Annotated in this window: 10 protein-coding genes; 1 reads left to right on the forward strand and 9 read right to left on the reverse strand. The window is 74.5% G+C overall.

Annotation, left to right across the window (positions count from 1 at the left end; translation table 11 throughout):
- Nucleotides 1-877, forward strand: an 877-nt coding sequence (locus PYV61_RS11620; protein WP_275831596.1) for a cyanophycinase, incomplete at its 5' end; no start/stop codon positions are given.
- Nucleotide 878: 1 nt separating this feature from the next.
- Here PYV61_RS11620 and PYV61_RS11625 read toward each other — a convergent pair.
- The 9 genes from PYV61_RS11625 to PYV61_RS11665 all read right to left on the reverse strand — a co-directional run.
- Complete coding sequence (locus PYV61_RS11625) at nucleotides 879-1,847, reverse strand: cyanophycinase (protein ID WP_275831599.1); 969 nt, start codon at nucleotides 1,845-1,847, stop codon at nucleotides 879-881.
- A gap of 132 nt (nucleotides 1,848-1,979) precedes the next feature.
- Entirely contained in the window at nucleotides 1,980-3,230 is a 1,251-nt protein-coding gene (locus PYV61_RS11630; RefSeq protein WP_275831601.1) for a RagB/SusD family nutrient uptake outer membrane protein, read from the reverse strand.
- Nucleotides 3,231-3,238: 8 nt separating this feature from the next.
- Entirely contained in the window at nucleotides 3,239-6,196 is a 2,958-nt protein-coding gene (locus tag PYV61_RS11635; RefSeq protein WP_275831603.1) for a TonB-dependent receptor, read from the reverse strand.
- A 95-nt stretch (nucleotides 6,197-6,291) separates the two neighbouring features.
- The gene (locus PYV61_RS11640) at nucleotides 6,292-6,993 is read right to left on the reverse strand and encodes a methyltransferase domain-containing protein (RefSeq protein WP_275831605.1); all 702 of its coding nucleotides are present in this window, start codon (nucleotides 6,991-6,993) and stop codon (nucleotides 6,292-6,294) included.
- Complete coding sequence (gene panD, locus PYV61_RS11645) at nucleotides 6,990-7,382, reverse strand: aspartate 1-decarboxylase (RefSeq protein WP_275831606.1); 393 nt, start codon at nucleotides 7,380-7,382, stop codon at nucleotides 6,990-6,992. Before panD ends, PYV61_RS11640 begins: the two co-directional genes overlap by 4 nt.
- A 108-nt stretch (nucleotides 7,383-7,490) precedes the next feature.
- Nucleotides 7,491-8,687 (reverse strand): PLP-dependent transferase, encoded by a 1,197-nt coding sequence (locus tag PYV61_RS11650; RefSeq protein ID WP_275831609.1) that lies wholly within the window; start codon nucleotides 8,685-8,687, stop codon nucleotides 7,491-7,493.
- Between the two features lie 87 nt (nucleotides 8,688-8,774).
- The gene (locus PYV61_RS11655; RefSeq protein WP_275831611.1) at nucleotides 8,775-9,833 is read right to left on the reverse strand and encodes an LLM class flavin-dependent oxidoreductase; all 1,059 of its coding nucleotides are present in this window, start codon (nucleotides 9,831-9,833) and stop codon (nucleotides 8,775-8,777) included.
- A complete protein-coding gene (locus tag PYV61_RS11660; RefSeq protein WP_275831613.1) occupies nucleotides 9,833-10,873 on the reverse strand; it encodes a hypothetical protein in 1,041 nt (346 codons plus the stop codon). The genes PYV61_RS11655 and PYV61_RS11660 overlap by 1 nt, the downstream gene beginning before the upstream one ends.
- Before the next feature lie 306 nt (nucleotides 10,874-11,179).
- Nucleotides 11,180-12,736: tail fiber domain-containing protein (locus PYV61_RS11665; protein WP_275831615.1), on the reverse strand; the 1,557-nt coding region annotated here is incomplete at its 5' end.

The following is a 12,736-nucleotide window of genomic DNA, read 5'->3' on the forward strand; positions in this document are numbered from 1 at the left end:
CCAGCGCCGCCGCGCCGACGACGCCGCGGGCGCGCTGATCCTCATCGGCGGCAACTGCGACCCCGCCGGCCAGGCGCTCGGCCGCTTCCTCGACGCCGCGCGGGCGCGCGACGGGGGGACGGTGATCGGCTTCACCACCGCGTCGGGCGACCCGGTGGGGGCGGCGCGCGCGTGGCGCCGCGACTTCGCGCGCGCCGGCGCGACGCACGTCGACTTCCCGATCGTCGACCGCCGCTCGTTCGCGCAGGACGAGGGGCTGGCGCGCATGATCCGCGGCGCCGACGGGATCTTCCTCGGCGGCGGCGACCAGGTGCACCTGATGGCGACCATCGGCGGGTCGGCGATGGCCCGCGCGATCCGCGAGGCGCACGCCGCGGGCGTCCCGGTGTGCGGCACCAGCGCCGGCGCCGCCGCGCTGACCGAGACGATCCTCGCCAACGGGGAGCCCGACGAGCGGGGCGCGCACACCGAGATGTACCTGGGCCCCGGGCTCGGGCTCCTCGGCTTCCACACGATGATCGACACGCACTTCGCCGAGCGGCGGCGCCTGCACCGGCTCTTCACGGCCGTCGCGCGCAACCCCGAGCTGCTGGGGCTCGGCATCGACGAGGACACGGCGCTCGTGGTGCGCGGCCGCCTCGGCGAGGTGGTCGGGAGCGGGAGCGTGACGTTCGTGGACGGGCGCACGATCCACTACGACACCGCCAACGAGGCCGGCGCGCGCGACGCGACGATGACGCTCAGCTACATGCGCGTCGGCCTGGTGGGCGCGGGGCACGTGCTCGACCTGCGCGAGCGCGAGCTGGCGATCGTGGTCGAGGAGCGGCGGGCGCCGAGCGCGGTCCCGATGCTCGACGACGGCGCGCCGCCGGGGTGAGTCAGCCGCGCGTCGCGGCCGGCTTGCGGCGCGGCGCGCGCTTGGGCCGCCGGGCCGGCTTCGCCTCGTCCACCAGCTCCCGCTCCGCCTCCTCGGCGGGGCGGTTGGCCGGGGTGCGCGTCGCCAGGTCGAAGGCGTCGCCCATGGTCAGCATGTGCAGCCGCACGTCGAAGGTCGACAGCGCGCGGTCGGTCTCCTCCTCGGTGAGGTTCGAGTAGGTCACGCGCGCGCCGTCGAGCACGTAGACGGCGCCGCGGCCGAGCACCGAGAAGCAGCCGCCGGGCTCCAGCACGATCGCTGTGTCCTCGTCGATGCCGACGCCGAGGATTCGCGGGTTCTGCGCGACGGCGCCGACGAGGCGGCCGACCCGCCCCCGCTCGGCGAAGTGCTGGTCGATGATGGCGCCGGGGAAGAGGCCGAGCCCGGGGGCCATGCGGACGCCGGTCCCGATCCGCGGCGACGCGTCGCTCTCCCCCGAGACGAGCATGGTCTCCGCCATCACACTGGCCCCGGCCGACGTGCCGGCGACGGTGCCGCCCTCCAGGTAGATCTGCCGGATGCGCTCGTAGAGCGGCGAGTCGCCGAGCTGGCTGGTGATCTTGAGCTGGTCGCCCCCGGTGAAGAACACCGCGTCGGCCGAGTCGAGCAGCCGCAGCCGGTCCGGCTCCTGCGCCTCCTGCCGGCTCTGCACGTCGAGGTGCACGACGTGCCGCACGCCGAGGTCGCCGAACACCGCCTCGTAGTCGCGCCAGAGCGCGTCGGGCTCCTGGCTGGCGACGGTGGCGACGACGAGCCGGCCGCCGTTCACCCGCCGCGCGAGCGCGGTGAGGATGAGCCGCTCGTCGGTCTTGTCCTCGTGCCCGCCGACGATGATCAGCGTGCCGCGCGCCCCCGCCGCGTCGTCAGCGCGGGTGGGGCGCGGGGCGGTGGTGCGGGCGGGGCGCTTGGGCGGACGCTTGCGGGGGGGCATGCGGGCTGGGGGCGCAAAGGGCGTTCCGCGAACGACCTGCGACCTGCGACCTGCGACCTGCGACCTGCGACCTGCGACCTGCGACCTGCGAGAGCAGACGGTCGCAGGTCGCAGGTCGCAGCTCTCCCCCGTCTACGGATTCCCCGGCGTCCCCGGATTCGACGCCCGCTCCTGCTCCGGGTACGGCAGCCACGCCACCCGCGCCTCGGCCGTCCGCCCGAAGCGGCGCAGGTCGGCCCACGCCTGGCCGGTGAGGAGGAGCGACAGGCGGCGCTGGCGCAGGATCTCGTCGAGCACGGCCTGCTGCGTCGACAGCTCGGCGGCCGTGCGCGCGGGCAGGCCGGCGGCGGTGCGCACGCGGTTGACCTCGACGATCGCCTGCGGCAGGCGGTTCAGCCGCGCGTGCGCCTCGGCGCGGACGAGCGTCAGCTCGTCCTGCGTGAACAGCGGGTACGCGTCGCCCGGGTTGCGGTAGACGAGCAGCGGCAGCGTCCGCGCGCCGCCCAGCGAGTCGATGGCCGTCGTGCCGAGCAGGCGCGCCACCCGCGCGTCCCCCGCCTCGGCCGTCGTGCGCAGCGTGGCGAGCGCGGAGAAGTAGCGGTTGGAGGTGAACGTCGCCCACACCGGATTGGGGTCGACCGTCGAGAAGCGGTACTCCGACGTCGCCGTGGTCGGCACCTCGTTGGCGAAGGTCAGCGCCTGCTCGTACTGGCCGGCCGCCAGCGCGACGCGGGCCTGGTAGGCGCGGATCGTGTTGGGCAGGTCGAAGCCGGGCAGCAGCACCTGCGAGGTGAACTCGGTCGACGGCGCCTGCGCGGCCAGGTCGGCGCGCGCCTGCGCCAGCAGCTCGAGCGCCCGCGCCAGCGCGGCCGCGCGGTCGACGAACGTCGGGCTCTCGGCCGCCGGCTCCAGCACGATCTGCTGCCACGCCTCGGCGAGCGTCCAGAAGCTGGCCGCCTTGAGCGTGCGCGCCAGGGCGGTGATCCCCGACTTCGTGCCGGGGGCCAGCGTCACCCGGTCCGCCGCGCCCAGCACGTCGTCGGCGGCGCGCACGACGGCGTACTGGCGCGACCAGAAGGCGAGCAGGTCGGCGTTGACCGTCTGGATCGGCGTGTTGAGCGACGTGGTCGGGAAGCGCTGGAACTCGCGCTGCTGCGACTGCGAGTTGGTGAGCGTCCCCAGCTCGTTGGCGATCAGCCCGGGGACCCAGATGGCGTGCTCCAGCGCGTTGCCGAAGCGCCCCTGCAGCCCCACGGCGGCGGCGCGGGCGCCGGCCGCCGAGGTGAGGACGGCCTCCTCGGTGGCGGCGTTGGGGTTCGAGACGTCGAGCGCACAGCCGGCCAGCAGGGCCGCCGCGGCGACGGGGAGGATGCGGAGTCGCATGCGGCGCCTCAGAAGTTGATGGTGACGGCGCCCGTCACGTTGCGCGGGATCGGCGTGGTCGCGAAGGCGAAGCCGCGCACGAGCGTGCTCTGCGCGCCGGCGTTCGTCTCCGGGTCCCAGCCGGTGTAGTCGGTCCACGTCTTCAGGTTGCGGCCGGCCAGGGTGATGGTCGCCCCCTGCGCCCCGCGCGCGCCGAGGCGGCGCAGCAGCCCGGCGTCGACGGTGTAGCTGACGGACAGCTCGCGCAGCTTCACGAAGTCGCCCTTCTCGACGTACTCCTCGAACACGCCGCGGCGCGCCGCGAAGTAGCCGCGCGGCACCTCGCCCGTCAGCTCGCGCGCGTACTCGGCGCCCGACCCGAACGCCGGCGTCTCGAGCAGGCGGCGGTCGAAGTTGAACACGTCCACCCCGCCGACGCCGTCGAACTGGGCGCGGAACGAGAGCCGGCGCCCGACGGTGAAGTCGTTCGACACCGAGAAGTACCGCTTCGGGTTCGGGTTCCCGATCACCAGGCGCGGCCCGATGGCCGGGATCCCGACGATGCGGCCGCTCGCGTCCTGGATCGGCCGCCCCTGCGCGTCGAGGATCTGCCCCTGCGCGTCGCGCACGTACGTGGTGCCGTGGAAGTGCCCGGGCGCGCTGCCGTCGCCGGGCTCGGTGGCGACGCGCACGATGTTGAAGCTCCCCGGGATGAAGAACGCGCCGCCGGTGGAGAGGCGCGTCACCTCGGGGTCGCTGGTGGTCAGCGTGGCGCTCGTGTTCCAGCCGAAGCGCCGCCCCTGCACGTTCACCGAGCGCACCAGCAGCTCGAGGCCGCGGTTGCGCATCTCGCCGACGTTGGCCAGCTGGTCGAGGAAGCCGCTCGACGGGCGCACCGCGCGCGGCAGGATCAGGTCCGACGTCGTCTTGTCGAACCACGTCGCCTCGACGCCCACGCGCCCGCGCAGGAACTCGACGTCGGCGCCCAGCTCGGTCTCGCGCTGGCGCTCCGGCTTGAGCCCCTCGTTCCCCTGCGTCGTGCTGTTGGCCACGCCCGAGAAGGTCCCCGCGGGCTCGAAGGTGTAGTTGGAGAAGCGGGCGAAGCTCTCGGCGGGCTGCCCGCCCGAGTAGCCGAACGCCGCGCGCAGCCGCAGCCGGCTGACCGCGTTCCCGGCCAGGTCGCGCCAGAACCCGGTGTTCCCGAGGTCGAACGACGCGCCGAGCTTCGGGAAGTACTGCGTGCGCTCGTCGGCGCCGAACGCGCTGGAGGCGTCGGAGCGCACGGCGGCGGTGACGAACAGCAGCTCGGACACGCCGGCCTGCAGCTGCCCGTAGAAGCCGAGCGTGCGGCGGTCGTCGCGCCCCTGCGTGGCGAACTGGCGGCTCCCCTGCAGCACGTCGGTGAACAGCGCCAGGTCCTCGGCGCGGCTCGTCACCACGTCGAAGCGCTGCTGCTGCCAGTTCATCCCCACGCTCGGCGTCAGCTGCAGCCACGCCGCCGGGCGGGCGCGCCACGCCACGTCGAGGTCGGAGTTGAGCAGCCGCGCGCGGTTGCTCGCCTGCGTCGCCAGCCCGGTCGGGAAGGCGGTCGCGGTGGTGCCGCGCGGGATGAAGATCGACGCGTTCTCGGTGTAGCCGTCGTAGCCGAAGCGGTAGTCCACCGTCACCGCGTCCAGCGGCGTCGCCTGCAGCTGGAGCCCGCCGACGTAGCGGGTGACCTCCTGCGGCGCGCGCCAGTTGGCGATCACGTCGAGCGGGTTGGCCGCCGACTGGCCGAGCGGGAACTGCCCCGTGACCGGGTCGCGGTAGAGGCTCCGGTCGTTGCTCATGAACAGGAAGTTCGTGAGCACGCCGTACTGCGCGACGATCCCGCCGTTGGGCGAGAGGTCGGCGTCGCTGCTGATGTAGCTCGTGCTCGCCGACAGCCGCACCCGGTCGTTGAGCTGCCGGTCGAGGTTCAGCCGCAGGTTCTGGCGCCGGTAGTCGGTGGCCTGGATGACCCCCTGCTGGTCCTGCAGCGCGCCGGCGAGGTAGAACTGCGTGCGCTCGTCGCCCCCCGACAGGTTGACCGCGGTGTTGTACGAGCGCGCGGTGCGGAAGATGTCGTCCTGGTAGTCGTATCGCGTCACCGGCTGCCCGGCGAGGTTCGTCGGCGCCCGGTTCACCGGGACGAAGCGCTCCACCTCGTCCATGCCGAGCGACTGGCGCACGGTGGTGCGCAGCGCGCCGGCGCGCCCGCGCTTGGTGAAGATCTGCACCACGCCGTCGTTGGCGCGCGAGCCGTAGAGCGCCGCCGCCGCGGCCCCCTTCACCACCTCGATGCGCTCGATGTCGTTCGGGTCGAGGTCGGCCAGCCGGTTGGTGGTGTAGCCGCCCAGGTCGACCAGCTGCCGCGACGAGTTGTCGACGATCACGCCGTCGATGATGTAGAGCGGCTCGGCGCTGCGGCTGATCGTCGAGAGGCCGCGGATGCGCACCGAGGTGCCGCCGCCCGGGGTCCCCGAGTTCTGCTGGATCAGCGCGCCCGAGACCTTGCCGGCCAGCGCGACGTCGAGCTGCGGCGTGGCGGCGTTGGCGATCTGGTCGCCCTGCACGGTGGCGAGCGTGGCGCCGAGCTGCGCGCGCTCGGTCTCGGTGCGGGTGCCGGTGGTGACGATCTGCGACAGCTGCAGCACGTCGCGCACGAGCTGGAAGTCCTGCGTCGCGGCGCCCGACGTCTGCGCGACGGTGGCGCGGCCGGGGCGGTAGCCGACGTAGCGCACGAGCAGCGGCGTCGGCCCGCGCGGCTCGCGCACGACGAGGCGGTAGGTGCCGTCGTCGCCGGCGAGCGCGCCGACGGGCGTGCCGACGACGCCGACCTGCGCGCCGGGGATGGGGCGGCCGCCGTCGTCGGTGACGCGGCCGGTGATGGTGAGCTGCGCGCGTGCCGCCGCCGGGAGGGCGACGACCAGGCACGCGGCCACCCGGAGCTCCGGGCGGAGAGGCATGGGGCGATGGGCTGGAGGGACGGGCGGCGCGCCGCGGGACCCCCGCGCGCCGACGCGTCCAACGTGCCCGCCCCGCCCGCCGCCCGCCAGCCGCGTCAGCGTCGGAGCGCGGTCAACACGAGCGAGAGGGGGCGCCGCGTGTCGGGATGCACAGGCTCGCCGAGCCGCTCCAGCCGCAGCCCCGCCGCGGCGAGCGCCTCGACCCACCCCGCGAGCGTGCGGAAGTACCACGGCATGTGCATCGGGAACGGGATCGCGAACGCCGCGAACGTCTCCTCGCGCCACCCGTCGGCGTACGCGCCGTCGCCGGCGGCGGCCCACGGGTGCACGGTCTGGATCACGACCCGGCCGCCGGGGGCGAGGCGCCGCGCGCACGCCGCCAGCAGCGGCGCCACCGGGTCGCCGAGCAGCGCGAAGTTGAGCGCGACCAGGTCGAACGGGCCGGCGAGCAGCGCGTCGTCGGCGACCAGCGCGTCGTAGCCCGCGACCGCGTAGCGCGACGCCGGGTCGGGCGCGCGCGGGGCCTCGACGAGCGGCGCGAGCCCGTCGGCGCCCGTCACGCGCGCCGCGCGCAGCGCCAGCGCGCGCGCCAGCCACCCCTCGCCGCACCCCAGGTCGAGCACCGGCGTGCCGGCGGGCGCGGGGAGGGCGTCGGCGCAGGCGGCGACGATCGCCGCGTCGGTGCCCGCGCGGCGGCTCGGGATCGCCCCGTCGCGCACCGCCGCCGTCCACGCGTCGGCGTTCGCGACCCAGCTCTCGGCGAGGCGCGCGGCGGTCGGGTCGTCGGGCGCGGTCACGCCTCGTGCCGCCCCTCCTCCAGCTCCTTCCCGTCGTGCGGCGCGCACTGCCGGTTCTGCGCGTCGACGAAGACGATCCTCGGCGAGAAGTCGGGGAGCTCGTGCGGCTCGTACTCGCCGTAGCTGATGACGATGACGAGGTCCCCCGGCATCCCGAGGCGCGCCGCGGCGCCGTTGAGCTGGATGGTCCCGCTCCCGCGCGCGCCCTCGATGACGTACGTCTCGAGCCGCGCGCCGGTGTTGACGTTGACGACCTGCACCTTCTCGAACGCCAGCAGGTCGGCGGCGTCCATCAGGTCGCGGTCGACCGTGAGGCTCCCCTCGTAGTGCAGGTCGGCGCCGGTGAGGGTGGCGCGGTGGATCTTGGACTTGGCGAGCGTGCGGCGCATTTCCCGTGGGGTTCGTGGACCCCCAAACCTAAGTCCCGCCGGGGCCACCTGCGACCTGCGACCTGCGACCTCGGAGCGTCCTGAGGTCGCAGGTCGCAGGTCGCAGGGTCACGCCGATGCAGCCAGCGCCTGCTCCACGTCGTCGGCGACGTCCTCCACGTGCTCCAGCCCCACCGAGATCCGCACCAGCCCCGGGACGATGTTGAGCGCCAGCCGCTCCTCCTCGCTCAGCTTGGAGTGCGTGGTCGACGTCGGGTGCGTGACGATGGTGCGCGTGTCGCCGAGGTTGGGGCTGTGCGACAGGAGCCGCAGCGCGTCGAGGAAGCGGCGCGCGCGCGGCAGCCCCCCCTTCACCACCAGCACGACGATCCCGCCCCCGCCGCGCATCTGCCGCGCCGCGAGCGCGTGCTGCGGGTGGCTGGGGAGGAAGGGGTAGCGCACCGCCTCCAGCTCGGGGTGCCCCTCCAGCCGCGACGCGAGCGCCAGCGCGTTGGCGCCGTGGCGCTCCATGCGCACCGCCAGCGTCTCCAGGCTCTTGGAGAGCACCCAGGCGTTGAACGGCGCCAGCGCGGGCCCGGTGTGCCGCGCGAACCAGCGGATCTCCTTCACCAGCTCCGCCGCCCCCACCGCCACCCCGCCGAGCACGCGCCCCTGCCCGTCGAGGAACTTGGTCGCCGAGTGCACGACCAGGTGCGCGCCGTGGCGGATCGGCTGCTGGAGGATCGGCGTCGTGAAGCAGTTGTCGACCACGAACGTCAGCCCGCGGTCGCGGCAGAAGCCCCCCAGCCAGTCGAGGTCCACGAGGTCGAGCCCCGGGTTCGACGGCGTCTCGACGAACACGAGCCGCGTGGCGTCGGTGGCCGCGGCCGCCCACGCCTCGGGGGGCGCGCCGGGGTCGACGTACGTCGCCGTGACGCCCCACCGCGGCAGGAGCGTCATCAGCAGCTGGTGCGTCGACCCGAACAGCGCGCGCGACGCCAGCACGTGGTCGCCGCGCCGCAGCAGCCCCGCCAGCGTCGCGAACACCGCCGCCATCCCGCTCGCGAACGCGACGCCGTCCTCGGCCCCCTCGAGGACGCACATCTTGCGCACGAACTCGTCGGTGTTCGGGTTCGAGTAGCGCGAGTAGATGTTCCCCGGCACCTCGTCGGCGAACAGCGCGCGCGCCTGCTCGGCGCTGTCGAAGGTGAAGCTCGAGGTGAGGAAGAGGGGCACCGAGTGCTCGCGCTCCGCGGAGCGGGCGGCCTGGGTGCGGATGGCGAGCGTCTCGGGGTGGAGGAGGCGCTTGGGGGAGCCGTCGGACATGCGCGGGGGTGGGATCGTGTGGCGGACGTTGCGGGCTGCGGGCGGCGGGTTCGCTCCTGATCCGCAGCCCGCAGCCCGCAGCAGCCCTCAGGCGGCCGCCCGCGTGTCGGACGGATCGACCAGCGGCATCACCTCCGCCGCGAACCGCTCCATCTCCTCCAGCTGCGGGCTGCACTGCAGGAGCACGAGGTCGACGCCGGCGGCCTGGTAGGCGCGCACGCGGTCGGCCACCTGCTCGGCGGTGCCGACGAAGCCGGCGCGCAGCCCGCGATTCGAGACCGAGTAGTCCTGCAGCGCCAGCGGGCGCTCCAGCTGCGTGTTGGTGGTCCAGTCGCCGAAGTTGGCGAAGCCGGGCGAGTCGGGGCGCACGGTCGTGATGCGCGCCAGCTCGCGCCGCGCCTCCTCCTCGGTGCTACGCACGATGGCGTAGGCCGCCATCCCGAACGTCAGCGGCGGCAGGCCGAGCGCGTCGCGGCGCGCGCGCAGGTCGGCGACGCGGGCGGCGATCACGTCGACGGGGTCGCCGTGCATGACGTAGGCGTCGCACCGGGCGGCGATGAGCGACTTGGCGGCCTCGCTCTCCCCGCCCGCGTAGAGCGTGGGGCGCGGGCGCCCCGGGAGGCGCAGCGGCTTGGGCGACAGCACCGTCTCCTCGCTGCGGTAGTACTTCCCCGCGTACGAGAAGCCGCTCTCGCGCCACGCGCCGTCGAGCACCTCCAGCCACTCGGCGGTGCGGGCGTAGCGGTCGTCGTGCTCGTCGAACTGCACGCCGTAGCGCCGCGCCTCGTCCTTCCACCACGACGACACGACGTTCAGCGACAGCCGCCCGCCGCTCAGGTGGTCGAGCGTCGCCGCCTGCTTGGCGAGGATCGCCGGCGGGTGGAACGTCGGCCGCACGGCGACCATCAGCTCCAGCCGCTCGGTGACCGCGGCCAGCGCGGCGGCGGTGGTCCACGCCTCCAGCGAGTCTGCCTCGATCCCCTTGATGTCGTTCAGGAACAGCTCCGCGACCAGCGACAGGTCGTAGCCGATCTCCTCCGAGCGCCGCGCGAGCCGCTTCACGTAGTCCCAGCTCGCCTGCATCCCCTCGTCCTCGACGTTGCGCAGCCAGCCGCCGAAGACGGGCATCCAGTAGCCGTACCGCATCAGACCCCGACCTCCTGCGGCTCGCTCGGCGCCCGGCGCTCGGCGCTCGCTTCCACGTCCGACGAAGCGAGCGCCGAGCGCGGAGCGCCGAGCGTCTCGGAACGTCGCGTCTCGAGGTAGTCGACCAGGCGCGCGAACGGGTCGAACCCCACCACGTTCACCGCGTCGGCCACGAAGTTCGACAGCGCGTTGATGTCGTACACGTACCACCGCCCGTCGCGGTCGTCGACGAGGAACTCGATGCCGCCGACGTCGAGGCCGATGGCGCGCGAGATCCGCTCGATGGCCTCGATCACCTCGCGGGGCGGGTGCGCCTGCTCCACGCGCAGCCCGTTCTTGGGCGCGTCGAGCGCGCAGGCGCTGCGCGACAGCTCCACCCCCTCGCCCGTCTGGCAGGCGTCGGCGGGGCAGAGGTTGAAGCCCGTGTCGGCCGGGTAGACGTGGATCGCGTACAGGTACACGCCGCCCAGCGTCTCGACGCGCGTGATGCGCCCGTCGCGCAGCGGCGCCTGCTCCTGCACCAGCGCGGTGCCGTCGACGCCGAGGTCGAGGAGCCCGGCGTCCGCGGCGGCGGCCAGCGCCTCCTCGGTGTCGAAGCCGACGATCCCCGCCCCGCTCCCGCCGACGTTCGCCTTCACGAGCACCGGGTAGCGCAGCCCGCGCGCGGCGGCCACCGCCTGCGACGGGTGGTTGATGACGCGCGACCTCGGGAACGGCACGCCGAGCTCGGTCATCAGGTCGAGCTGCGTCGCCTTCGACAGCTCCATCGCGTACGGCCGGCTCCCGTTCACCACGGGGACGCCGAGGCGCTCGAGGTGCCGCAGCCAGTGCAGCGTGTGGAACGTCGTCTGGCGGGCCTCGCGCAGGTACGCCGACGGCGACGCGCGGTTGAACACCAGCGACCACGGGACGTCGGTCTCCGACGGGTCGTAGACGTGGGCGGCGGCGTCGATCCGCTCGTACGGGATCCCGCGCCGCTCGAGCTCGGCGAACAGCGGGCGGAACCAGTCGGGGTGCTCGTGGAAGATGGCGATCGTCATGGCCGTCGGGACGGAATGCGAAACCGCCCCGGTCCGTGGTGCGGGACCGGGGCGGTGCGGAGGAGGCGGGCGTCGGAGGTCGGGACCCCTAGCCGGCCGGATGCACGTGCGCGCCCGTCGCCGCGTCGGCCATACAGGCCGCGTGGCGCCACATGCACATCGGCATGGGGTGGGAGGAGCGCGTCGTCATGCCCGCAGACTCGTCGACGGCGATCGGAAAGTCAAGTTCTGAGAAATTGTTTACTGAGCGAAGAGCAGGCTCGGATCGAAAGGGTTCGGTCCGATCCGTTCGATCCGATTCCCCGCTCAGCGCTTCCGCGTCAGCGCGGCGACCGCGGCCTCCAGCGCCTTCACCTGCTCTCGCAGCGCGGCGAGCTCGGCGGCCTGGGCCCGCGTGCGGGCCTCGAGCGCCTGGATGGCGGCGATGGCCACGCCGTCCACGTCGCCGGTGTTGATCGTCGTCGCGTCGCCGCTCAGCCCGAACGCGGCCTCCCAGTCCTGCGCCATCGGGCCGATGTGGCGGATCGCCGCCCCCTGCGCGATGTAGTTCCACGACGACACCGGGACGGCCCGCAGGCGCTGCAGGATCGCGTCGCCGTCCACCGCGCCGAAGTTCTCCTTGCGGCGGCGGTCGGAGATGGTGTTCCACGAGCCGCCGCCGGCCGCCACCTCGACGCCCGTCGAGAGGTTCTGCGACGTGTAGAACTTGATCCCGCCGCAGCCGCGGGCCACGAACTGGTTGTTCGCGGTCGGATAGACCGAGTCGGACGAGAAGCCGGCGCAGCCGTCGCCGAGGACGACGGAGCCCTGGCGGTGCGCGGTGCGCGCGTTCTTCCCGATCGCGACCGAGAACTGGCCGCTGGCGCTGTTCTGCAGCCCGATCGCGACGCCGAAGTTGCCGTTGGCGATGCTCGGCCCGAGGACGATCGACGCGAGGCCCCCGGAGATCGAGCTGGGGCCCATCGCGATCGCCTCGTCGTTGGTGGCCTGGGCGCCGCTCCCGATCGCGACCGCGGCCAGCGCCGACGCGGTGCCGTTGAAGGCGAAGGAGCGCTGCCCCGAGGCGGTGCCGTTGTTGCCGAGCGCCACCGACTCCGAGCCCGACGCGGTGGTCGTGAGGTTGGCGGCGAACGAGTTGTCCCCGCTGGCGCGCGTGTTGTCGCCGAACGCCGCCGAGCCGACGCCGAGGCTGCCGGCGTCCCAGTAGGCCGCGCCGAAGGCCGAGACGTGGCCGGCGCGGAAGGCCGCGCGGGCGGGCACGAACATGACGCGCGCGCCGGCGCCGCTGGCCGGCGTCGTCCCCGCGCCCACGGTGCCGGTGACGGCGAAGCCGTCGGTCGCCGCCCGCGCCCCGGCCAGCAGGTACTGCGGGTGGTCGTCCGCCGAGAGGCCGGTGAGCGCGGCGTGCGCGCTCGCGCCGCCCGAGGCCGCCGCGACGGGCGCCCACGCGGCCACGTTCCAGGCGAGGACCTGGCCGTTGGTCGGCGCGGTCGCGGCCACGGCCCGCCCCTGCAGCCGGCCGACGGTCAGCGCGCCGAAGGTGCCGGTGGCGTCGCCGCCCGCCGCGTCGGCCGGCTTGAGCGCCTGGTCGAAGCGCAGCGCGTCGTCGGCCGCGGTGCCGGCGGCGAGGCCGGTGATCTTCTTCCCGCCGAGGGGGAGGTTGCCGGTCAGCGCGCGCGCGCCGTCGACGCGCAGGTACTGCGGGTGGCCGTCGCTGGCGAGGTTGGTGAGCGCCGCGTGGTCGGTCGCGCCGGGCGCGCCCGCCGGTCCGGCGGGGCCCATCGGCCCCTGCCCCCCGGTCGCGCCGGTCGGCCCGACCGGGCCCGCCGGCCCGACGGCGCCCGCCGCCCCCGGGGCAAGTCG

The sequence above is a fragment of the Roseisolibacter sp. H3M3-2 genome (assembly GCF_029211165.1).
In the GTDB taxonomy this organism is placed as follows: Bacteria; Gemmatimonadota; Gemmatimonadetes; order Gemmatimonadales; family Gemmatimonadaceae; genus Roseisolibacter.

What these genes read in the sequence shown, in the direction of transcription:
- PYV61_RS11650 (WP_275831609.1), bottom strand. Translation starts at nt 8,687, where the DNA reads ATGTCCGACGGCTCCCCCAAGCGCCTCCTCCACCCCGAGACGCTCGCC.
- PYV61_RS11630 (WP_275831601.1), bottom strand. Translation starts at nt 3,230, where the DNA reads ATGCGACTCCGCATCCTCCCCGTCGCCGCGGCGGCCCTGCTGGCCGGC.
- panD (WP_275831606.1), bottom strand. Translation starts at nt 7,382, where the DNA reads ATGCGCCGCACGCTCGCCAAGTCCAAGATCCACCGCGCCACCCTCACC.
- PYV61_RS11660 (WP_275831613.1), bottom strand. Translation starts at nt 10,873, where the DNA reads ATGACGATCGCCATCTTCCACGAGCACCCCGACTGGTTCCGCCCGCTG.
- PYV61_RS11625 (WP_275831599.1), bottom strand. Translation starts at nt 1,847, where the DNA reads ATGCCCCCCCGCAAGCGTCCGCCCAAGCGCCCCGCCCGCACCACCGCC.
- PYV61_RS11655 (WP_275831611.1), bottom strand. Translation starts at nt 9,833, where the DNA reads ATGCGGTACGGCTACTGGATGCCCGTCTTCGGCGGCTGGCTGCGCAAC.
- PYV61_RS11635 (WP_275831603.1), bottom strand. Translation starts at nt 6,196, where the DNA reads ATGCCTCTCCGCCCGGAGCTCCGGGTGGCCGCGTGCCTGGTCGTCGCC.